This window comes from Brachybacterium alimentarium, from assembly GCF_002332425.1.
In the GTDB taxonomy this organism is placed as follows: domain Bacteria; phylum Actinomycetota; class Actinomycetes; order Actinomycetales; family Dermabacteraceae; genus Brachybacterium; species Brachybacterium alimentarium.
Map to the genome: position 1 here is coordinate 1 of NZ_NRGS01000013.1, position 21,085 is coordinate 21,085.

Here is a 21,085-nt window from a genome sequence, read left to right on the forward strand (position 1 = left end):
ACCACTATGCGGGACTCAACTCGGGAGCCCTCTGCGGAGCGCGGGAGAACCGCCGTGCCGCCATCAGTTTTTGCGCTTCCATGACGCTGCCATCGGCTCCGGCACACCGTGGGCAGGTGTCCAGTTTCCTGCATGTCACCTGCGAAAACAGCGAGTCCTGGCGCGTTTACATGTGGCGCAGGAGGGCCTAGAGTGGGCGCGTACGGCTCACCGCCCCGGCGGCGCGGACCGCACTCGATGCAGAGGGCCTCGTTCCTCTGTCGGGAGTGGTAATGTTCCGGCCTGAACGGTGAGTACGTTGAAAATTTAAGAGATGTGCCGCTTTCCACGACCCCCCTCATGGGAGGCGGCCGGACGGGCAATACGCCAGGTTCCCCCACTTCGGCAGCCCGTCCAGCCTGTTCGCCCGCACCCACCCCTGACGGACGACAGGCCTGACGAGCGGTCCGTGAGCCCCCGATGTTGTCGGTTGTGCGCTCCGGGCCGCTCGTCCCTTTTCCGGGACCTGATGTCGGAGCTTGTTTCCGGGCGCGGAGCACTCGTCGCGCCCGCCGTTGCGCGTCCCGCAGGCCGGCGGGACGCGCGAGCAGTGATCAGCCGAGGATCGCGACGTCGCTGCCCGGGTCCAGGCGGTAGCCGGAACCGCGGACGGTCGAGATCAGGCGACGGTAGCGGCCCAGCTTCGTGCGCACACGGCGCACGTGCACGTCGACCGTGCGCTCCCCGGTGTCCTCGGGCGACTCCGCCCAGACCGTCTCCATGAGCTCCTCGCGAGAGATCGTGCGCCGCGAGGAGCGGGCCAGCTGCGCGAGCAGCTCGAACTCCTTGTAGGTGAAGTCCACGTCCTGTCCGTCGATCCGCACGCGACGGCCGAACAGGTCGATCACCAGGCTGTCCTCGACCGCGATCGACGGGCTGGACGGGCTCACCGCCGTGGCCTGCAGGGCGCGGCGACGGGCGGTCTCGGCGTCGCGACGGGCCGGCGAGTTCGGCGAGACGATCCCGGCGCGGCGGGGACGCAGCGGGCTGACTGCAGCGGCCGACCGGCTGCGCGGCGGCAGCGTGCGGGCGTTGCGAGCGGCGGGGCCGGTCGCGGAGAAGGTGTTGGGGCTGTTCACCGCGACGGTGGTGCGGCCGCCGCGGGTCGTGACGAGACGCTGGGCGTGGGTGCGCAGGTCGTCGGCGATCAGTGCGGACTCGACGTCGCCGGTGCCGGCCGGGAGCGTCACGGACAGCGTGATGGTCACGCCCTCCTCCGAACCCTGCGGCCGGGCGGTGGAGCCGTCACGGTGGCCGGTGCGGGCGGAGGTGGCGTATCGGGCGGTGGTGGGGCGATCCAGGGTGATGGTCATGATGAGGGTTCTCCGAGGTGCGGCGCGTTCTGCGCGGCGGCTGGTGGACCCGGGATCCCTGGGATCTACGCCGTGAGGCGGATCGGATCAGGGGGTGTGCTCCCGGTGGCACCTGGAGCCCGCGCCTTCCGGCCGGCTCCTGTCAGCCGACCCCGAAGGCGTCCAGAGCACTCAGAGGCTCGGCTGACGATGCATCATCGGCATCATCATCATGAACATCATTCGGCGCATGGCGTCGCGGGCCACCCGGCGGGTGGCCTCACAATGCACAGCGATCGATGTCATGTCCCAGAGCATGCCTCGTGTCGCCGGGCGGGGCAAGGGGGTGTTCACATGGCGATACGCCGGCCGCAGAGCTGTGCCTGCCACCGGCGTATCGGAGGGTGCGTCGAGTCGTGCGCGCGGTGCTGCGCGCGAGCGGATCAGTGCTGGTGCGCGGGCTCGCCGTCATCGTGGCTGTGCACGTAGCCGCCCTCGCCGCTCTCGTCGGCGTGGAAATGCGGCGCCATCGGGCCCGGGTCCTGCGGGGTGTGCCCGCCCTCGCGGAAAGTGGAATGCATGTCGCGCACCCACTGGCCGAGCACCTCGACGGTCTCCGGCTGCTTGCGGGAGACGCCGAGCACGGCGCGTCCCTCACGGGCGTCGGTGGCGTCGGCGAGCATCTGCTCGACGTCGACGTCCACATAGGGGGCGAGGTCGATCTTGTTGACGACCAGCAGGTCGGCGCGGCCGATGCCGGGGCCGCCCTTGCGGGCCACGTCGCCGCCGCCGGCGACGTCCAGCACGAACAGCTGGGCGTCGACGAGGGACGGGGAGAAGGTCGCGGTGAGGTTGTCCCCGCCGGATTCGACCAGCACGATGTCCAGCGGATCGAAATCGCGCTCGAGGTCCTCGACCGCGAGCAGGTTCATGGTGACGTCGTCGCGGATGGCGGTGTGCGGGCAGGCGCCGGTCTCGACCGCGCGGATCCGCTCCTCGGGCAGCACGCCCTCCGCGCGCAGGAAGCGGGCGTCCTCATCGGTGTAGATGTCGTTGGTGATCACGCCGATGCGGAACTCGTCGGCCAGGGCGCGGCAGAGGCTCGCGATGGTCGAGCTCTTCCCGGTGCCGACGGGTCCGGCGACGCCGAGGCGCAGGGCGCGGCGGGGCTGGGCGCTGGTGGTGGTGCTGGTGGTGGCGTCGGTGGTGGTCATGCGGGTCCTCCTGGGATCGACGGTGGAGATGATGGATCAGGTGGCGAGGGCTCAGCGCGGGATGGCGGACCACCCCGGGGGGTCCGGTGCCGCCCACGGCTCTCCGAGCAGGCCCATCGCGGTGTCGAGGCGGGTGCGCAGGGCGGGGAGGTCCTCCCCGACGGCGGTGATCTGCACGCAGGACGGGTCCTGGCGCATCACGGCGCTGCCGGTGTCCGGCGCGGCGGCCGCGGGCCCGGGGGCGCCGTCCGGGTCCGCCACGATCACGTTGCCCAGTGCGCGATGCGCACCGAACACGCTGGTGGCGCTCGCGCCGATGGCGGCAGGTCCGAGGTCGAGCTGCTGCACCACCGAGGCCGCGCCGCCGCGGCGCACGGAGAGGTGGGCGGACAGCGAGCCGGGCTCCTCACGGTGGCGGCCCAGCACCAGCTCCTCGCGGTAGAACAGGCACGCCCCCTCGGCGAGGTCCGCGTCGATCACGTGGTGGTGGCGGCAGCCGGCGGCGGCGATCACCGGTTCGGGGATCCATACGCAGGTGGCGCCCTCGTCGACGCGCAGCCGGGTGATCCAACGGGACCTCTCGCCGTGCGGCCCCGGAAGCACGAGCGTGGCGCCCACGTCGCGGATCACGAGGGTGGACCCCTCGCGGACATGGATGTCCAGCAGATAGGTGTCGCCGCCGACGGGGCCCGCCGCGCTGGTCGACATCCGGATCCGGGCGGCGTCGCCGCCGCGGACGTACGGCTCCACGCCGCTGGCGATCGTCGGCCGAGGAGACAGCGGGGTGTCGGCCCGCAGGCGCGCGATGCGGGTGCGGCCTGCTCGCAGCTCGGTGGCGATGACGGCATGGCACAGGAAGGAGCCGCGATGGGTGCGGCGGCGGGGCCCGGAGGCGTCGGTGCGGGCGAAGTCGGGCAGGCCCGACAGCACCTCAGGAGGCGAAGAGACGCTGGTCATGGTTCGTATGCAGCTCAGCAGCGATGTCGGAGAGAGGAGCGGCGAGCGCCGGCAGGTCGCGGGCGTCGGCGGTGGCGAACGCGGCGGCGCGCTCGGCCAGCTCGTCGAGCTCGGGGGCGAGCCCGACGAGGCAGCGGTGGGTGGCGAAGGGATCGATGCTCAGCAGCTTGACGGCGGCGACGGCCGGCGTGGCCGCCGCCTCGTAGAGCACGAGCCCGGCGGCGTCGCGGGCGGTGAGCCCGAGGGCCGCAGCGACCGTGCCGTAGGCGATCGGCTGCTGCAGCACGGGGCCGGCGGCGTCCAGCACGGGCTGGGTCGACGGGGCGATCGAGCGCATCGCCCGCAGCAGCATCCTGCCGAGGTCCCTCGCGATCCGTCGCAGGGCGGGCGAGGGGGTGCGGGCCACGAGCTCGCGGTCGAGCCCTGCCAGGGCCGCCCCCAGCGGAGCGAGGCCCTCGGTCCCCCCGGCGTCCCCGGCCTCCATCGCCGACGCCGTGCGGTGCTGCGCCGCGGCCGCGAACGAGGCACTCACCAGGCCCGTGGTGTGGATCCGGCCGCGCAGGTAGTCGCCGAGGGTGGTCGCATCGCGCACCCATCCCCGGGCGATCGCCTGCTCGAGCCCTGCGGAGTGGGCGTAGCCGCCGGCGGGGAGGCGGCCATCGCTCAGGAGCAGCAGGGCTGCACTGCGGTCGGGCCCGGGGGTGGGGGTGGTGAGCATCGTCAGAACAGGAAGTACCGCTGGGCCATCGGCACGAACTCCGCGGGCTCGTGCTCGATCAGCTCGCCGTCGATCCGCACCGCATAGGTGTCGGGATCGACCTCGATCTTCGGACGGGCGGTGTTCAGCGGCAGATCGTCCTTGGTGACGCCGCGGGTCGAGGTGATCGGCACGATCTCGTGCTCGACCCCCATCCGCTCGACCACGTCGTTCTCCATCGCCATCTCGGAGACGAAGGCGTAGCTGGTGGCGCCCGCGGCCTTGGTGTGCGCGCTGAAGCCGAGCCGGCCCTGCACGGGCTGCGGGGTCGGGATCGACGCGTTGGGGTCGCCGATCGCGGCGACCGCCGCCATCCCGCCCTTGAACACGGCCTGGGAGCGGACGCCGAACAGGGCGGGCTGCCAGAGCACGAAGTCGGCGAGCTTGCCGACCTCGATGGAGCCGACGTGCTGGTCGATGCCGTGCGCGACCGCGGGGGCGATCGTGTACTTCGAGACGTAGCGGCGGGCACGGTGGTTGTCCGCCAGGGTGTCGCCCTCGAGCAGGCCGCGCACCCTCTTCATCTGGTGCGCCGTCTGCCAGGTGCGCATGATCGTCTCGCCGATGCGGCCCATCGCGAGCGAGTCCGAGCTCATGATCGACAGCGCGCCCATGTCCTGCAGGACATCCTCCGCGGCGATCGTCCCGGCCCGCACGCGAGACTGCGCGAAGGCGAGGTCGTTGGGGATCTGCGGGTTCAGGTGGTGGGCGACCATCACCATGTCCAGGTGCTCGTCCACAGTGTTGACCGTGTACGGGCGCGTGGGGTTCGTCGAGGCGGGCAGCACGTTCAGCTCGCTGGCGACCTTGATGATGTCCGGTGCGTGACCGCCGCCCGCGCCCTCGGTGTGGAAGGCGTGGAAGGTACGGCCCTTGACCGCGGCGAGCATGTCCTCGACGAAGCCGGCCTCGTTGAGGGTGTCGGAGTGGATCGCGACCTGCACCCCGGTGGCATCGGCGATCTTCAGGGTCCGATCGATCACGGCCGGGGTCGCGCCCCAGTCCTCGTGGATCTTGAACCCGCCCATGCCCGCGCGCACCTGCTCCAGCAGGGCCTCGTCGTTCATGGCGTTGCCGCGGCCCAGGAACATGAAGTTCACCGGCCACGGGTCCAGGCCCTGGAACATCTTCTCCAGCCACCAGGCGCCGGGGGTGGCGAGCGCGGCCTTCGACCCCTCGGCCGGTCCGGTGCCGCCGCCGATGACGGTGGTGATGCCCGCATTCAGGCCCACCTGCAGCTGGTCGGGGGTGACGTAGTGGACGTGGGTGTCGATCCCGCCGGCCGTCATGATCATGCCGTTGCCGGCCATGACCTCGGTGGACGGGCCGATCACGAGGTTCTCGTCGACCCCGTCCATCACATCGGGGTTGCCGGCGCGGCCGATCCCGCAGAACTTCCCGTCGCGGATGCCGACGTCGGCCTTGACGATGCCCCAGTGGTCGAGGATCACCACACCGGTGATGACCAGGTCCGGAGTGCCCTCGGAGCGCGAGCGCGCCGACTGCAGCATGGATTCGCGGATCGACTTGCCGCCGCCGAAGACGGCCTCGTCCCCGCCGACGTAGTAGTCCTTCTCGACCTGGATCACCAGGTCGGTGTCCGCCAGGCGGATGCGGTCCCCGACCGTGGGGCCGTAGCTGGCGACGTACTCTGAACGGCTGACCTCAGTCATCGAGCGGACCTCCGGATTCCCCGCGGAAGCCCAGCGCGATGCGTCGGCCGCGGATATCGATCAGTTGGACGTCCTCGTCGGCCCCGGGTTCGAACCGTACGGCGCCTCCGGAGACGATGTTCAGTCGCTTGCCCCAGGCGGCCCTGCGGTCGAAGTCGAGGGCAGGGTTCGTCTCGGCGAAGTGGAAATGGGAGCCGACCTGGATCGGACGGTCGGCGGAGTTCACGACTCGCAGTGTGATCGGCTCGGCGCCCTCGTTGATGAGGACGGGGCCATCGGCCAGGAGGATCTCGCCGGGGACGACCGGAGCGCGGTGGTCCACGACGTCGTCGCTGGTGCGGCGGGGAGCCTGGCGGCTGCTGGTGCCGGAGCGGCGCGGCTCGCTGGGGGCGCCGACGCCGGAATGGCCGCGGCTCTCGTCCTGCTCGTACTCACGGCCGGGGTCGTCCGTCGTATGCGCGGCGGGCTCTGCGGACTCCGGGGCATCCTCCGGGGACAGCTCCGGGTTGTCGAAGGGATTCTCCTCCATCGACGGAGCGTCGGCCGGATCCTGCGGGGGGGTTCTCGTTGCTCATCACGCCTCCTTCACTGCAGGGGATCGGTGACGGTGACGAGCTTGGTCCCGTCAGGGAACGTGGCCTCGACCTTCACCTGGGCGAGCATCTCCGGCACACCCTCCATGACGTCCTCGCGGTCGAGCACGTAGCGCCCGCCCTCCATGAGGTCGGCGACCGACTGGCCGTCCCGCGCGCCTTCGAGCAGGTAGGAGGTGAGCAGCGCCGTCGCCTCGGGGAGGTTCAGCTTCAGCCCCCGCTCCTTGCGCTCCAGGGCGAGCTTCCCGGCGACATGGACCATGAGGCGTTCTTGCTCGTGGACACTCAGGAACATGGGACCTCCAGCTGCTTGGTGAGACCAATCAGCTCATCATGACCCCTGGTCGTGCGAGGGTCAATGCGAGAAGGCCGCCTGCATGCGGACTGTGTGCAGTCTGCCCGAGGCGGCCTTTTCGCGGAGGGTCGGGAGTCAGTCGACGACCCCGAAGAGACGGTCGCCGGCATCGCCCAGCCCGGGCACGATGTAGCCGTTCTCGTCGAGCTTCTCGTCGATCGCGGCGGTGACGACCGTGAGGTCGATCGCCGGATCGAGCTGCTCCTGCATCGCCTTCAGCCCCTCGGGGGCGCACAGCAGGGTCACGCAGGTGATGTCCTTGGCGCCGCGCTCGTGCATGTACTCGCAGGCGGCGATCAGGGTGTGACCGGTGGCCAGCATGGGATCCAGCACGAAGCACTGGCGGCCGGAGAGATCCTCGGGCAAGCGGTTCGCGTACGTCGTGACCTCGAGGGTCTCGTCGTTGCGCACCATGCCCAGGAAGCCCACCTCGGCGGTGGGCAGCAGGCGGGTGAGGCCGTCGAGCATGCCGAGGCCGGCGCGCAGGATCGGCACCACCATCGGCTTGGGGTTCGACAGGCGGGTGCCGGTCATCGTGGTCACCGGGGTCTCGATCTGGACCGGGGCGACGGAGACGTTGCGGGTGGCCTCGTAGGCCAGCAGGGTCACCAGCTCATCGGCGAGCTGGCGGAACACCGAGGAATGGGTGGCGCGATTGCGCAGCACCGACAGCTTGTGGGCAACGAGGGGGTGGTCGATCTCCAATACGCGCATAGGGGCGAATCTACCGGAGGGTGCGCCTTCGGCAGCACGGTTCGCCCCAGTCGGCGACGGGCCGAGGTGAATCACACGCCGCGCGGAGGACGGGCGCGGTGGACGGGGTACGGGGCACGCGACAATGACCCCATGACCGATGACGAGCTGATGGGCCTGGCGATCGACGAGGCACGGGCGGCCGGGGACCGCGAGCCGGCCGACGTCCCGATCGGGGCGGTGGTCGTGGGGCCCGACGGCGAGGTGCTCGCGACCGCCGGGAACCGTCGGGAGGCCGACGAGGACCCCACTGCGCACGCCGAGATCCTCGCCCTGCGCCGGGCAGCGGCAACCACCGGGCGCTGGAACCTCACCGGCTGCACGCTCGTCGTCACCCTCGAGCCGTGCACGATGTGCGCGGGCGCGATCGTGCTGGCCCGTACCCGCCGCCTGGTCGTCGGAGCGATGGATCCCAAGGCTGGCGCGGCGGGATCCCTCTACGACCTGGTGCGCGAGCCGCGGCTGAACCATCGCGTGGAGCTCACCACCGGGGTGCGGGAGCAGGAATGCGGCGACCTGCTGCGAGACTTCTTCCGCTCCCGCCGGAAGCGGTGAGCCACGGCGCCGCCGCCCGCCCTCGCGAGACCGGTGTCTCATCGCGTCCGTCCGTTGAGATGACGGGTGGAGGGAGGCGCTCGCCTGCCTACAGTGGGGCGGTCATCCCCACTCGTCCCGAGACCCGCACCGACCTGCTGCAGACGCCGACACCGACGCCGACCCCGCAGCACGGTGGAGGAGCCGTATGCATCCCGTCGATCACGCGACCGTCGTCGCCGAGGACGTCTCGAAGGTCTTCTTCTCCGGCGGCGAGCCCGTATGGGCCCTCGAGGACTTCTCCCTGACCGTCGAACCAGGGTCCTTCACCTGCATCGTCGGCCCCTCGGGGTGCGGGAAGTCCACGTTCCTGCGGATCCTCGGCGGCCTCGAGGAGCGCACCGTGGGCGAGGTGACGATGAGGGGCGCCGACCACCCCGTGCCCGCCGCCTTCGTGTTCCAGGAGCACGGAGTCTTCCCGTGGATGACGGTGCAGGACAACGTCTCCTTCGGGCTGCGCATGACCGGGACGGGCGCCCGCGAGCGCCGTGAGATCGCCCAGGACTGGCTGCGGCGCGTGCGTCTGGAGGCCTTCGCCGACTCCTACCCCCATCAGCTCTCCGGCGGCATGCGCCAGCGCGTCGCGATCGCCCGCGCCTTCGCGACGGGATCCCCGGTGCTGCTCATGGACGAGCCGCTGGGGGCGCTGGACGCGCAGACCCGGATGCTCATGCAGGAAGAGCTCATCGCCCTGTGGGAGGCCGAGCGCAAGACCGTCCTCATGGTCACCCACGACATCGACGAGGCGATCATCCTCAGCGACCGGGTGATCGTCATGTCCGGCCGCCCCGGCACGGTGCGCGAGGACCTCGCCGTGCCCTTCGAGCGCCCCCGCTCCTTCGACATCGAGCGCAGCCCGGAGTTCGGCGAGCTGCGCTCCCGGATCTGGAATCTGCTGCGCGAGGACGTGCGCGCCGCCGAGGAGACCTCATGAGCACCATCGACAGCGCCCCGTCCGTCGAGGACGAGCGCGCCCGGCGCACCCTCGTCGCCGCCCGCGCGCAGCGTGAGCGCGACCGCCGCCTGCGCTACCGGGACCTCACCCTCTCGATCGCCGCGCCGATCGTGCTCGTGCTGCTGTGGGAGGTGAGCGCCCGGATGCTGATCATCGATCCGCGCTTCTTCCCGGCGCCCACCCGGATCCTCGCCGCCGGCATCGACATGGTGCGCAGCGGCGAGCTGTGGGCGCACACCGCCCCCACCCTCGTGCGGCTGCTGCTCGGCGGCGGGCTGGGCGCGATCGCCGGCATCGTGATGGGCCTGCTCATGGGCTCCTCCCGCGCCCTGAACGCCACGCTCGGCCCGCTGTTCAGCGCCCTGTACCCGCTGCCGAAGATCGCGATCTTCCCGATCCTGCTGATGATCTTCGGCCCCACCGAGCTGCCCAAGATCATCGCCGTGTTCATCACGACCTTCTTCGTCATGCAGATCGCGTCCGTCTCGGGCGTCTGGGCGATCGATCGCAAGCTCCTCGAGGCCGGCACCGCCTACGGGGCCACCGGCTTCGACCGCTTCCGCTTCGTGGTGCTGCCCGGGGCGATGCCCTTCGTGTTCTCCGGGCTGAAGACCGCCACCGGCACCGCCGTCGTGGTGGTCACCGCCGTCGAGTTCACCGGCGCCTCCGAGACCGGCCTGGGCTACCTGATCTGGAACTCCTGGCAGCTGTTCATCCCGGAGAAGCTCTACGTGGGGCTGCTGGTGATCGGCATCATCGGCGCCGTCCTCACCGCACTGCTCAGCCGGTCCGAGAAGCTGCTGCTGCCCTGGCGCCGCGGCTGACCCACGCCGCCCCGACCCCTCTACCGAAGGATCACCCCATGCGACGACGCACACTCCTCTCCCTCGCCTCCGCGACCGCCGTCGGCGGAGCGCTCGCCGCGTGCGGGCCCGCCGTGACCGGCGAGGACTCCGGCTCCGGCGACGGCTCGGGCTCCGGCACGGTCCGCGTGGGCCATGTGGCCTCCTCCCTCTTCGCTCCGCTGTACGTGGCCGACGCGAAGGGCTTCTTCGAGGCCGAGGGGCTCACCCTCGAGCTGACGCCGCTGAAGTCCGGCCAGGACGGCATCCCGATGCTCGCCAACGACCAGCTCGACGTGATGATCGCGGGCTTCAGCGCCGGCATGTTCAACGCCCTGGACCAGGGCCTCGCCTTCAAGATCGTCGGCTCCATGGGCATCTCCCCGGGCGACCCCGAGAACTCCCCGACGGCGCTCGAGGTCAGCCAGGAGCTGCTCGACGACGGCTCGATCTCCTCGGTCGCGGACCTCGAGGGACGCAAGATCGGCGTGGCGGGCGGGCCCGGCGCGACCGGGGGCTACCTGCTCGCCGCGATGCTCGAGGAGGAGGGCCTGACGCTGAACGATGTCGAGGTCTCCAATCTCTCCACCCCGGACCAGGAGCCCGCCCTCACCAACGGCTCCGTGGACGCGGCGACCCCGTCGGCCCCCTTCTCCACCGCGATGGAGGAGGCCGGTGTCGCCTCCCCGCTCGCCGTGCCGAAGAAGGGCACCACCGGCACCGGCGTGCTGTACTCCGAGACGTTCGTCGGCGCTGAGCACGCCCAGGCGTTCTTCACGGCTCTCGCCCAGGGTGCGCAGGAGCTCTCCGCGGACGGCGAGCAGAGCGACGAGGTCTACCAGATCCTGGCCGACACCCTCGGCCAGGCGGTCGACGTGCTCAAGGCCTCGCCGATGTACACCTACCTGCCCGACCTCTCCCCGCAGCCCGACCAGCTCGAGACGATGCAGACGGTGTGGATCGACGCCGAGCAGATCACCTACACCGATCCGATCGATGTCTCCACCGTGGTCGACGCGAGCTTCGCCGAGGGCGCCTCCGCCTGACTCCCCCCGGTCCTGCTCAGATCCAGCCCTGGCGCCTGGCGAGGGCGACCGCCTCGTGCCGGTTCGCGGCCTGCAGCTTCGCCTGGGCGCTGGAGAGGTAGTTGCGCACCGTGCCCTCGGCGAGGTGCGCGCGGCGGGCGATCTGCTCGATCGCGGCACCGTCCGCCGCGTACTCGAGCACGTCGGACTCCCGCGGCGTGAGCGGGGAGTCCCCGGAGGAGATCGTCTCCGCCGCGAGCTCCGGATCGATCGCCCGCCGCCCGGACGCCACGGAGCGCACCGCACGGGCCAGCTGATCCGCCGACGTCGTCTTGGGCAGGAAGCCCAGCACGCCCTGGGCCAGCGCCCGCTTGAGGTACCCGGGGCGGGAATGCGAGGTGACGAGGAGGCAGCGGGTGGCCGGGGAGACCTCCGCGATCCGGGCGGCGAGCTCGAGCCCGTCCCCGTCGGGCAGCTGGAGGTCGAGCACCGCGACGTCGGGCTGCGCGGACCGCGCGAGGCGCACGCCGTCGGTGACCGTCGCCGCCTCCCCGCGCACGTCGAGGTCGTCCTCGAGGGAGAGCATCGTGGCCAGCGCCGAACGGATCAGGTTCTCGTCGTCGACGAGGATCACGCGCAGCGGGGCCGAGGCGGCAGCGTCGGCGGGATCAGGAGTCATCGGTCGCCTCCCAGGGCATCGAAGCGGACATCGAGGGTGAAGGTGCCGCTCTCGCGGTGGATGCTCAGGGCGGAGCCTGCGCCGAGCCGCTCCCGCATCCCGATCAGCCCGCTGCCCTCGAGGACCTCGTCGGGCCCGGGGGAGCCGTCGTTGACCAGGGTGACACCGCCCGGTGAGAGGGTGATCGTCACGGCCGACGGATCGGCATGGCGCAGGATGTTGGTGCCGCCCTCGCGCAGCACCCAGGCCGCGGTGCCGGCGTGCCGTACCGGGACGTCGTCGGCCTCACCGTGGATCGTGACCTCCGCGTGGGCGGAGCGCAGCAGGGAGGCGGTGCCGCGCAGCTCGGTGGCCAGATCCGCCTCCCGATAGCCGCGCACCAGGGCCCGGATCTCGGAGAGGGAGGTGCGGGCGATCTGGGCGACCTCGCGCCCGTGGTCCACGGCCCGCGGATCCTCGCGCTCGGCGAGCTGCGCCACCAGCTCGGCCTTCACGGCGATCACCGAGAGGTCCCGGCCGGTCACGTCGTGCAGGTCGCGGGCGAAGCGCAGCCGCTCCTCGGCCACCGCGAGCTGGGCCTGGGCCTCGCGGGCGTCGTCGAGCTCCTGCACCATCGCGGCCAGCCACAGGGACAGCCGGATCGAGAGCACCGCGGCGAGCACGATCGCTCCGCAGGAGATCGCCAGCGGGACGGAGTGCTGCAGCAGGGCGGTCGCCACGGCGAAGACGGCAACGCCCGCGATGCCGATCTCCCACCGCCAGCGGAAGGCGGCCGTGGTGGTGAGTGTCGACAGGGAGATGACCAGGGGGAGAGCATCCGCGTCGCCGATCAGGGTCAGCCCGCCGATGAGGACCGCGGGCACGAGGGCGGCCAGCAGGATCGGGTCCACGGGGAGACGGCCCACCCGGCGGATCCCCCAGCGGTCCCGGCCGGGGGAGGCCTCCGCCGCGGCCCACGCCTCCAGGGAGCGCCAGCCCGACCATGCGCCGAGGGCGATCTGCACGATGAGGAGGACGGTGGCGGCCGGTTGGACGGCCAGCAGCGCAGGGATCTTCGTGCCGTGGAACAGGGCGATGCCCAGCGGGAGCAGCACCAGCACGAGGACGACGGACCATGCCGTGTACGCGTAGAAGACGCGCCACTGGCGGCCGAGGGTGGTGTCCACGTCAGTCCTCTCATGATCGCCCAACGGATGGACGGCCTGGTGGGGAGCCTATCGGCTCAGATGATCGCCGCGAGGAACAGGCTGCCGAAGATGCCGAAGGCGATCCCCCAGGCGATGATCGAGATGCCCATCCACAGGTACACCTTGCCGCGGGCGGCACCGAGGGCCACCAGCGCAGGGCCGGACAGCTGGGAGGCGACGACGAACGGGCCCAGCAGGCACACGCCCGGCACCCCGTACTTCTCGAGCGCCGTGGCGACCTTCTGCCGGAACCGCGAGGGCTGGGCGTCGCCCTCCGTCGCCCCCGTGCGCCGGCTGCGGCCAGCGGTGACCGCGTCACGGGCGCGACCGGACAGGGCGATGGCGGCGAAGGTCGCGAGCAGGTTCCCGGCCACGGCCGCGGGGATCGCGATCGCCGGGTGGATGCCGAGAGAGGAGCCGAGGAAGCTGCCGAGATAGGACTCGATGAACGGGATCGCGCCGGCCGGGACGAGGGCGAGCACCTGCTGCCATGGTTCGAGGCCGGAGACGAGGGTGTGGAGCTGGGCGAGGAGGTCCTGGAACATGAGGGGTCCTTCCGAGGTGTGGTGGCCGCGCTTCTGTCGTGGCGTGCCTGTCGTGGCCTGCGTGGCGTCCGAGGCTTGGTTGATGCCTCTACTGTCCGTCGGCGGGGCTGCTGCCAGTAGAGCTCCCTCTCACCGGCATCGATGGGTCCGTCACCGGCCACCCATGAGAAATGTCAGGGGTGCGCGGCGACGGGGGCGCCGAGCGGGCCGCGGCGTCGAGTATTCAGCTGACTCCACAGCTCTTCTGGGTCACCCTGAGGACATGGCACACCTCGACATCGCCGGCATCGACTACACGCTGGCCGACGGCAGACCCCTGCTGAGCGACGTCTCCTTCCGAGTAGGCGAGGGCGCGCGGGTGGCGCTCATCGGGGCCAACGGTGCCGGCAAGACCACTCTGCTGCGCCTCATCACCGGCGACCTGACCCCGGATTCGGGGGCCATCACGCAGGACGGGACGCTCGGGATCATGCGACAGTTCCTCGCCGGCGGCACGGTGCGGGAGCTGCTCCTGTCGGTCTCGCCTCCGACGCTTCGCCGCGCGGCCGCCGCCGTCGATCGCTCCGAACAGGCGATGGTGCACAGCGATTCGACGGCCGCGCAGATGGACTACGCGGCCGCGCTCGCCGGCTGGGGCGAGGCCGGAGGCTACGAGGCCGAGGTGCTGTGGGACGTCTGCACGATGGCCGCGCTCGGAGAGACGTTCGAGGGCTGCCGGGACCGTCCCGTGCCGTCGCTCTCCGGCGGAGAGCAGAAGCGCCTCGCGCTGGAGGCCCTGCTGCGCGGGCCCGACGAGATGCTGCTGCTGGACGAGCCGGACAACTTCCTCGACGTGCCCGGCAAACGCTGGCTCGAGGAGCGTCTGTTCGAGTCCGACAAGAACGTGCTGTTCGTCAGTCACGACCGCGAGCTGCTGGCCCGCACCGCGACCGCCGTCGTCACCCTCGAGCTGGGGGCTGCAGGGAACACCGCCTGGACGCACCCGGGCGGGTTCGCGAGCTACCAGCAGGCCCGCGAGAAGCGGTTCGAACGGCTGGACGAGCTGCGCCGGCGGTGGGACGAGGAACATGCGAAGCTGCGTGCCCTGGTGCAGATGTACAAGCAGAAGGCCGCTTACAACTCGGACATGACGTCGCGCTATCGGGCCGCGCAGACCCGCCTGGCCCGCTTCGAGGACGCCGGGCCGCCCGAGCAGCAGCCGCGGGAGCAGAAGCTCGCCATGCGCCTGCGGGGCGGACGCACCGGCAAGCGCGCGGTGGTGTGCCAGGACCTCGAACTGGTCGACCTCATGCTCCCCTTCAACCTCGAGGTGCGCTTCGGCGATCGCGTGGCCGTGCTCGGCTCCAACGGCTCTGGCAAGTCGCACTTCCTGCGCCTGCTCGCCGCCGGCGGCAGCGATCCCGAGCCCGAGCATCTCCCGGTCTCCGACGTGCCGATCGAACCGGTGGAGCACACGGGTACGGCCCGGCTCGGAGCGCGCGTACGCCCGGGATGGTTCGCCCAGACCCACGGTCGGGCCGACCTCGCGGGACGGACCCTGCTGGACATCCTGCACCGCGGGGACGAGCACCGTGCCGGCAGGCCGCGTGAGGAGGCCGCCCGGGTGCTGGCCCGCTACGAGCTCGCCCGCGCCGCCGAGCAGACCTTCGACTCGCTCTCCGGCGGGCAGCAGGCGAGGTTCCAGATCCTCCTGCTCGAGCTGGGCGGGGCGAGTCTGCTGCTGCTCGACGAGCCCACCGACAACCTCGACCTCGAATCGGCCGACGCCCTCCAGCAGGCTCTGGCCACCTTCGAGGGGACGGTCATCGCCGTCACCCACGACCGCTGGTTCGTGCGTGATGTCGACCGGTTCCTGGTGTTCGGCGCCGACGCCGAGGTGTACGAGTCCGACGTGCCCGTCTGGGACGAGACGCGGGTCCAGCGCGTCCGCGGCTGAGGAGAGAGTCCTGAGGGGAGAACCCCGCAGGAGTGATCCCGTCCACACACCCCGCACCTGGCCTGTGACGTTTGTTTCTCCGGATGAACAAGTTCTCCGGGCAGGGCGGGGCGGGGTGCTTGACTTCGGGGGTGATCACTCTCGATGGCCTCACGAAGGTCTTTCCCGCACCCGGCGGGGGAGACCCCGTCGTCGCGCTCGGCGGGATCGACCTCCACCTCGAACCGGGGCGCGTGCACGGCATCGTCGGCCGCTCCGGCGCCGGCAAGTCGACGCTCATCCGCTGCCTGACGGGGCTCGAGAAGCCCACGACCGGGCGGGTCGAGGTGGACGGCACCGACGTGGCCGCGCTCGAGGGCAAGGAGCTGCGCGCCGCGCGCCGCAACATCGGCATGGTGTTCCAGCACGCGAACCTGCTGGACTCCCGCACCGCCGCCCAGAACATCGCCCATCCGCTCGAGATCGCCGGGGTGCCCCGCGCCGAGCGCGAGCGCCGCGTCGCCGAGCTGGTCGAGCTCGTGGGGCTGAGCGGGCGCGAGCACAACCATCCCGCCCAGCTCTCCGGCGGCCAGATCCAGCGTGTGGGCATCGCCCGCGGCCTGGCCGCGGAGCCCAAGGTGCTGCTGTGCGACGAGCCCACCAGCGCGCTCGACGGCTCCACCACCCAGCAGATCCTCGATCTCATCGCCGATCTGCGGGAACGTCTCGGGATCACGGTCGTGATCATCACCCACGAGATGGGTGTGGTGCGCGAGGTCTGCGACACCGTGACCCTGCTGGAGAACGGCCGTGTGGCCCAGACCGGGACCCTGCTCGAGGTGGCGGGGGATCCGCAGGGTCCGCTGTCCGGCGAGCTGATCCCGCTGCCGCCGGCCCCCACCGGCATCGATGCGGTGCTCGTGAACTGCGACTACGGGCAGACGGGCTGCTTCCGCACCAACGAGGACCTGGTGCAGCTGGCCGCCGAGCACGGCGCTCACGCGAGCATCGTCGCCGGGATCATCGAGACCATCAGCGGCCGCCAGGTGGGCCGGGTCCAGCTCGCCCTGCAGAACCATTCCGGTGAGCCCATCAGCCGGGAGGGCCTCGCCGCCTTCCTGCACGAGCTCGACGCCGAGGGCGTCGTCGCCAAGGAGGTGACCACGTGATGGAGTGGCTCCAGAACCCGGTCTTCTCGACCTGGGATCCCAACACCAGTCTGTGGTCGAACGCCCTGATCACGCTCTACATGACCGCCGGCACGATGCTGTTCGCGACCCTGGTGGGCCTGCCCTTGGGTGTGCTGCTGTTCGAGACGGAGAAGGCCCACGGGTCGCTGGCCCGCTGGGTCAACCGCGTCGTCGGCTTCATCGTCAACGTCGGCCGCTCGTTCCCGTTCATCATCCTGATCATCGCGCTGATCCCCGTGACCCGCTTCGTCGTGGGCCGCGTGACCGGGCCGAACGCCGCGATGTTCGCGCTCACGGTCTCCGCGATCCCGTTCCTCGCCCGCCTCATCGAGATCAACCTGCGCGAGATCTCCGCCGGCAAGATCGAGGCCACCCAGATGATGGGCGCCTCGCGCTGGCAGGTGATCCGGCAGGTGCTCCTGCCCGAGGCGCTGCCCGGCATCATCGGCTCGCTGACCACCACCACCATCACCGTCATCGGCTACACGGCCATGGCCGGGGTGGTGGGCGGCAAGGGCCTCGGCGACCTCGCGACCCGCATGGGCTACCAGAGCTACGACAACGTCGTGATGGTCGCGACCGTCGTACTGCTGGTGGTCATGGTCATCGTCATCCAGGCCTTCGGCACCTTCCTCGGCAAGGCCGTCGACCACCGCGCCCGCCAGTCCTGACCCGTTCCCGTCTGCACCCCTAGGAGATCCCCATGTCCGTCAGCTCTGCGTTCCCCCGCCGCACCCTGTTCGCCCTGTCCGGCACCGGCCTCGGCGCCCTCGCCCTGGCCGCCTGCGGCGCCGGCGGCCCCGAGGGACCCGAGGAGGAGGACGGCGTCACCACCATCGAGGTGGGCGCCTCGCCCTCCCCGCACGGTGACATCCTCCAGTTCGTGCAGGACAACCTCGCGGCCGACGCCGGGCTCTCCCTGAACATCACGCCGTACACCGACTACCAGCTCCCGAACACGGCGCTGAACGACGGCGACCTCGACGCGAACTTCTACCAGACCCCGAACTTCCTGGAGTCCCAGGTGGAGGAGAAGGGCTACGAGTTCCACGGCTTCGACGGCGTGCACATCGAGCCCATGGGTCTGTACTCCGAGACCATCACGAGCCTGGACGAGCTGGAGGACGGCGACGAGATCGCGATCTCGAACGATCCCGCCAACCGCGGGCGCGGCCTGAGCCTGCTCGCCGACAACGACGTGATCACCCTCGCCGAGGGCGTGGACCCGGTCGACGTGACCACCGGCGACATCGAGGACAACCCCAAGAACCTCACGTTCACCGAGATCGAGGCCGCGCAGATCCCGCGCACGCTCTCCGACTTCGCCGCGGGCGTCGTCAACGGCAACTACGCGCTCGAGGCCGGGCTCAAGCCCTCCGAGGAGGCCATCGTGCTCGAGCAGGGCGAGGACAGCCCGTACTCGAACATGCTGGTGTGCCGCGAGGCGGACAAGGACAACGCCGGCATCGTGAAGCTCGACGAGCTGCTGCACAGCGACGAGGTCAAGGCGTTCATCGAGGAGACGTACACCGACGGCTCGGTCATCCCCGCCTTCTGAGTAGCCTGGGGCGATGACCCTCCCTGAGCCCCCGGAGTCCTCCAGCCGCCCGCTGTCCGGCCGTCGTGCCCTGATCACAGGCGCGAGCCGTGGGATCGGGGCGGACATCGCCCGGGCCTTCGCGGCCGCCGGCGCGGATCTCGTGCTCACCGCACGGGACGCCTCCGCCCTGGAGGAGCCCGCCGGGCGCCTGGCGAGCGAGCACGGGGTCCGCATCGCGGTGCTCGCGGCGGACCTCGCCGCTCCCGAGGTGCCGGACCGTCTCTGGGGCGACGCCGCAACGCTGCTCGGCGGGCTCGACGTGCTCGTCAACAACGCCGGCATCTCCCATCCGGAGACGGTCGACCAGCTGGACAGCGCGCACTTCGACGAGACCCTGCGGGTGAACCTGCGTGCTCCCGCCCTGCTCGCCGCACGGGCGGGAGCGGCGATGGCCGCAGCGGGCGGCGGCGCGATCATCACGATCGCCTCCGCCGCCGCACTGCGCCCCCTGGCCGAGCACTACGCCTACAGCACCGCCAAGGCCGGCCTGGTGATGGCCACCCGCACCCTCGCTCTCGAGCTGGGGCCGCAGGGTGTGCGCGCCAACTCGATCTGCCCCACCGTCGTGCTCACCGACATGGGGCAGAGGGTGTGGGGCGACCAGCCGGACAAGGCCGCCCCGATGCTCGCCCGCATCCCGCAGTCCCGCTTCGCGCAGCCCCATGAGGTCTCCGACGTCGCCGTCTGGCTCGCGTCCGATGCCGCCTCGATGGTCAGCGGCACGGAGATCCCGGTCGACGGCGGCTACCTGATCAGCTGATCAGTCGATCAGCTGATCAGCTCTGTCGCCCCGAGCTGGTCGAGCAGCCAGGCCAGCTCGTCGGCCCGCTGCTCCCACTTGCGGTACCGGCCGGAGCGGCCGCCGTGGCCGGCGACCATCTCGCAGCGGAACAGGATGGGCCGCTCGGTCTGGTCGCTGGTGACGGTCTCGCGCAGTCGCGCCACCCATTTGGCGGGCTCGACGAAGAACACGCGGGTGTCGTTGAGCGAGGTCGAGGCGAAGATCGCCGGGTAGTCCACCGCGCGCACGTTCTCGTACGGGGTGTACTCCTTCATGTACTCGTAGACCTCGGGATCGTGCAGCGGGTCGCCCCACTCCTCCCACTCGCCGACGGTCAGCGGCAGCGAGGGATCCAGGATCGTGGTCAGCGCATCGACGAAGGGCACCCCGGCGATGACCGCCCGGAAGCGCTCGGGGGCGAGATTCGTGATCCCGCCCATGAGCAGGCCGCCCGCGCTGCGGCCCTCGGCCGAGAGACGCCCCGCAGCGACCAGGCCCGAGTCGGTCAGGTGCGCCGCGGCGGCCACGAAGTCGCTGAAGGAGTTCTTCTTCTCCAGCATCTTCCCGTGGTCGTACCAGTCGCGCCCCATCTCGCCGCCGCCGCGCACATGCGCGATCGCGATGACCACGCCGCGGTCCAGCAGGGACAGCCGGGTGGGCACGAACGACGGGTCGATCGACATCTCGTAGGAGCCGTAGCCGTACAGGTAGCCGGGCGCCGTGCCGTCGGTCGCGACCTCGCGGCGGGCGACCACGCTGAGCGGGATCGCGGTGCCGTCCTCGGCGGTGGCCCATTCGCGTCGCTCGACGTACAGCGACGGGTCGTAGTGCGGCACCGGCGTGACGCGCAGGACGGTGGTCTCCCCGCCGGCGACGTCCCGCTCGGCGACCGTGGTCGGGGTGAGCATGCTGGTGAGCTGGTACCTCACGGTGCTCTGCTCCCAGTTCGGGTTGGTGTCGAGCTCGACGGTGTCCAGCTCTCCGCCGTGGGTGAGGTCGACGGCCTGCTCGATCAGCAGGGATCCGTCCGCCGCACGGGGGATGATCCGCACGCTCGCGAGTCCAGCGCTGCGCAGCTCGAGGGCGACGAAGGAGGCGAAGGCCTCGACCGCGAGCAGACGCTCGCCCTCGCCCGCGACCAGCAGGTCGCGCCAGATGGACGGCTCCTCGAAGCTCGCCTCGGCGAGGGCGAAGCCGGTCGCGCCGTCGTTGTGGACCACCAGCAGGCGGTCCCCGGCGTGCTCGACCCCGTAGTCGACGCCCTCGCGGCGGCCGCCGGCGGGCACGGGGGCCGACGTCGGCTCCGCGAGGTCCAGCAGCCAGGCCTCGGTGGTGGAGGTGGAACCGGCCTGGATCACCAGGGTGGAGCCGTCGCGGGAACGGTCGAAGCCGATCATGAAGCGCTCGTCGGGCTCCTCGATCACGAGCTCGTCGGTCTCGGCGGGTGCCCCGATGCGGTGGCGCCAGATCTGGTGCTGCCGCCAGGCGTCGTCCACCCGGGCGTAGAACAGCCACTGCTGATCGGTGGAGAAGGCGAGGCCGTAGCCGGTGTCGGTGACCGTCTCGTCGAGGACCTCCCCGGAGGCGATGTCCTTCACCACGAGGGTGAAGCGCTCGTCCCCGGCGGTGTCCACGGCGTAGGCGAGCAGGGTGTGGTCGGGGGAGGGCGCGAGCCCGCCCAGGGAGTAGAACTCGGCGCCGGCGGCCTCGGCCTGGGCGTCCAGCAGCATCTGCTCGCCCTCGAGCAGCACGCCCGGCTCGACCTGCGGCAGCGCGCCGGCATCGGCCACGCGGGTGAAGGCGGGGTAGTCGTCGCCCGCGGTGGTGCGGGTGATGTACCACCAGCCGTCGCGGCGCACCGGCACGCTGAGGTCGGTCTCCTGGGTGTGGCCGACGAACTCCGTCACCAGAGTGCTGCGCAGCTCCGTGAGATGCGCGGTGCGGGCGTCGGCGTAGGCGTTCTCCGCCTCGAGGTGGGAGATCACCTCGGGATCGGTCTTGTCGCGCATCCACTCGTACGGGTCCACGACGGTGTCGCCGTGGACGGTGCGCTCGGTGGGGCGGTGCGGAGGCTGGGGTGCGGCGGTGCCGGAAGTCGTCATGGGTGGAGCGTATCGGCCGGGCATCCGTCGATCCCGA

At 71.1% G+C, this 21,085-nt stretch carries 21 protein-coding genes; 9 read left to right on the forward strand and 12 right to left on the reverse strand.

Translation table 11 applies throughout. The features are described from left to right. Positions 1 to 593 precede the first annotated feature (593 nt). From CIK71_RS08985 to upp, 8 genes are all read right to left on the reverse strand, one after another. On the reverse strand, positions 594 to 1,352 hold the full coding sequence (locus tag CIK71_RS08985; protein WP_096165000.1) for a winged helix-turn-helix domain-containing protein: 759 nt from the start codon (positions 1,350 to 1,352) through the stop codon (positions 594 to 596). Between the two features lie 422 nt (positions 1,353 to 1,774). Further along, the gene (ureG, locus tag CIK71_RS08990; RefSeq protein ID WP_096165003.1) at positions 1,775 to 2,545 is read right to left on the reverse strand and encodes an urease accessory protein UreG; all 771 of its coding nucleotides are present in this window, start codon (positions 2,543 to 2,545) and stop codon (positions 1,775 to 1,777) included. A gap of 51 nt (positions 2,546 to 2,596) precedes the next feature. Continuing rightward, entirely contained in the window at positions 2,597 to 3,502 is a 906-nt protein-coding gene (locus tag CIK71_RS08995; RefSeq protein ID WP_096165006.1) for an urease accessory protein UreD, read from the reverse strand. Beyond that, a complete protein-coding gene (locus CIK71_RS09000) occupies positions 3,477 to 4,220 on the reverse strand; it encodes an urease accessory protein UreF (RefSeq protein ID WP_096165009.1) in 744 nt (247 codons plus the stop codon). The genes CIK71_RS08995 and CIK71_RS09000 overlap by 26 nt, the downstream gene beginning before the upstream one ends. A 2-nt stretch (positions 4,221 to 4,222) precedes the next feature. Then, the gene (locus tag CIK71_RS09005) at positions 4,223 to 5,932 is read right to left on the reverse strand and encodes an urease subunit alpha (protein WP_096165012.1); all 1,710 of its coding nucleotides are present in this window, start codon (positions 5,930 to 5,932) and stop codon (positions 4,223 to 4,225) included. Next, positions 5,925 to 6,461 (reverse strand): urease subunit beta, encoded by a 537-nt coding sequence (locus CIK71_RS18275; RefSeq protein ID WP_245857430.1) that lies wholly within the window; start codon positions 6,459 to 6,461, stop codon positions 5,925 to 5,927. Before CIK71_RS18275 ends, CIK71_RS09005 begins: the two co-directional genes overlap by 8 nt. A 56-nt stretch (positions 6,462 to 6,517) precedes the next feature. Then, positions 6,518 to 6,820 carry an urease subunit gamma gene (locus CIK71_RS09015; protein ID WP_096165013.1) on the reverse strand — a complete coding sequence of 101 codons (303 nt, stop codon included), beginning with the start codon at positions 6,818 to 6,820 and terminating at the stop codon, positions 6,518 to 6,520. Positions 6,821 to 6,955: 135 nt separating this feature from the next. Next, positions 6,956 to 7,594 carry a uracil phosphoribosyltransferase gene (gene upp / locus CIK71_RS09020; protein ID WP_096165016.1) on the reverse strand — a complete coding sequence of 213 codons (639 nt, stop codon included), beginning with the start codon at positions 7,592 to 7,594 and terminating at the stop codon, positions 6,956 to 6,958. Between the two features lie 132 nt (positions 7,595 to 7,726). On the opposite strand from upp, the gene tadA reads away from it, so the two are divergent. The 4 genes from tadA to CIK71_RS09040 all read left to right on the forward strand — a co-directional run bounded on the left by tadA (position 7,727) and on the right by CIK71_RS09040 (position 11,070). After that, complete coding sequence (gene tadA, locus CIK71_RS09025) at positions 7,727 to 8,188, forward strand: tRNA adenosine(34) deaminase TadA (RefSeq protein ID WP_096165018.1); 462 nt, start codon at positions 7,727 to 7,729, stop codon at positions 8,186 to 8,188. A gap of 187 nt (positions 8,189 to 8,375) precedes the next feature. Further along, positions 8,376 to 9,161 (forward strand): ABC transporter ATP-binding protein, encoded by a 786-nt coding sequence (locus CIK71_RS09030; RefSeq protein ID WP_096165021.1) that lies wholly within the window; start codon positions 8,376 to 8,378, stop codon positions 9,159 to 9,161. Then, positions 9,158 to 10,006 (forward strand): ABC transporter permease, encoded by an 849-nt coding sequence (locus CIK71_RS09035; protein ID WP_096165024.1) that lies wholly within the window; start codon positions 9,158 to 9,160, stop codon positions 10,004 to 10,006. Before CIK71_RS09030 ends, CIK71_RS09035 begins: the two co-directional genes overlap by 4 nt. 38 nt (positions 10,007 to 10,044) lie before the next feature. Beyond that, the gene (locus tag CIK71_RS09040; protein ID WP_096165027.1) at positions 10,045 to 11,070 is read left to right on the forward strand and encodes an ABC transporter substrate-binding protein; all 1,026 of its coding nucleotides are present in this window, start codon (positions 10,045 to 10,047) and stop codon (positions 11,068 to 11,070) included. 16 nt (positions 11,071 to 11,086) lie between these two features. On the opposite strand, the gene CIK71_RS09045 is transcribed toward CIK71_RS09040, so the two are convergent. From CIK71_RS09045 to CIK71_RS09055, 3 genes are read right to left on the reverse strand one after another with little or no spacing between them, the layout of a single operon-like run. Then, the gene (locus CIK71_RS09045; RefSeq protein ID WP_096165031.1) at positions 11,087 to 11,728 is read right to left on the reverse strand and encodes a response regulator transcription factor; all 642 of its coding nucleotides are present in this window, start codon (positions 11,726 to 11,728) and stop codon (positions 11,087 to 11,089) included. After that, positions 11,725 to 12,894, reverse strand: coding sequence for a sensor histidine kinase (locus tag CIK71_RS09050; RefSeq protein WP_096165033.1), 1,170 nt, complete (start codon positions 12,892 to 12,894; stop codon positions 11,725 to 11,727). The genes CIK71_RS09045 and CIK71_RS09050 overlap by 4 nt, the downstream gene beginning before the upstream one ends. Before the next feature lie 56 nt (positions 12,895 to 12,950). Then, entirely contained in the window at positions 12,951 to 13,460 is a 510-nt protein-coding gene (locus CIK71_RS09055) for a hypothetical protein (protein ID WP_096165035.1), read from the reverse strand. A 262-nt stretch (positions 13,461 to 13,722) separates the two neighbouring features. Between CIK71_RS09055 and CIK71_RS09060 the strand changes: the two genes are divergently transcribed. From CIK71_RS09060 to CIK71_RS09080, 5 genes are all read left to right on the forward strand, one after another. Further along, positions 13,723 to 15,396 carry an ABC-F family ATP-binding cassette domain-containing protein gene (locus tag CIK71_RS09060; protein WP_096165038.1) on the forward strand — a complete coding sequence of 558 codons (1,674 nt, stop codon included), beginning with the start codon at positions 13,723 to 13,725 and terminating at the stop codon, positions 15,394 to 15,396. Between the two features lie 131 nt (positions 15,397 to 15,527). Further along, positions 15,528 to 16,544 carry a methionine ABC transporter ATP-binding protein gene (locus tag CIK71_RS09065; protein ID WP_158542047.1) on the forward strand — a complete coding sequence of 339 codons (1,017 nt, stop codon included), beginning with the start codon at positions 15,528 to 15,530 and terminating at the stop codon, positions 16,542 to 16,544. Then, positions 16,544 to 17,236, forward strand: a complete 693-nt coding sequence (locus CIK71_RS09070; RefSeq protein ID WP_096165042.1) for a methionine ABC transporter permease — start codon at positions 16,544 to 16,546, stop codon at positions 17,234 to 17,236. Before CIK71_RS09065 ends, CIK71_RS09070 begins: the two co-directional genes overlap by 1 nt. Positions 17,237 to 17,268: 32 nt before the next feature. Next, positions 17,269 to 18,123 (forward strand): MetQ/NlpA family ABC transporter substrate-binding protein, encoded by an 855-nt coding sequence (locus CIK71_RS09075; RefSeq protein WP_096165044.1) that lies wholly within the window; start codon positions 17,269 to 17,271, stop codon positions 18,121 to 18,123. A 13-nt stretch (positions 18,124 to 18,136) separates the two neighbouring features. Then, on the forward strand, positions 18,137 to 18,925 hold the full coding sequence (locus CIK71_RS09080) for an SDR family NAD(P)-dependent oxidoreductase (RefSeq protein ID WP_096165046.1): 789 nt from the start codon (positions 18,137 to 18,139) through the stop codon (positions 18,923 to 18,925). A gap of 8 nt (positions 18,926 to 18,933) precedes the next feature. On the opposite strand, the gene CIK71_RS09085 is transcribed toward CIK71_RS09080, so the two are convergent. Next, entirely contained in the window at positions 18,934 to 21,048 is a 2,115-nt protein-coding gene (locus tag CIK71_RS09085; RefSeq protein ID WP_096165051.1) for a S9 family peptidase, read from the reverse strand. Positions 21,049 to 21,085: the final 37 nt, after the last annotated feature.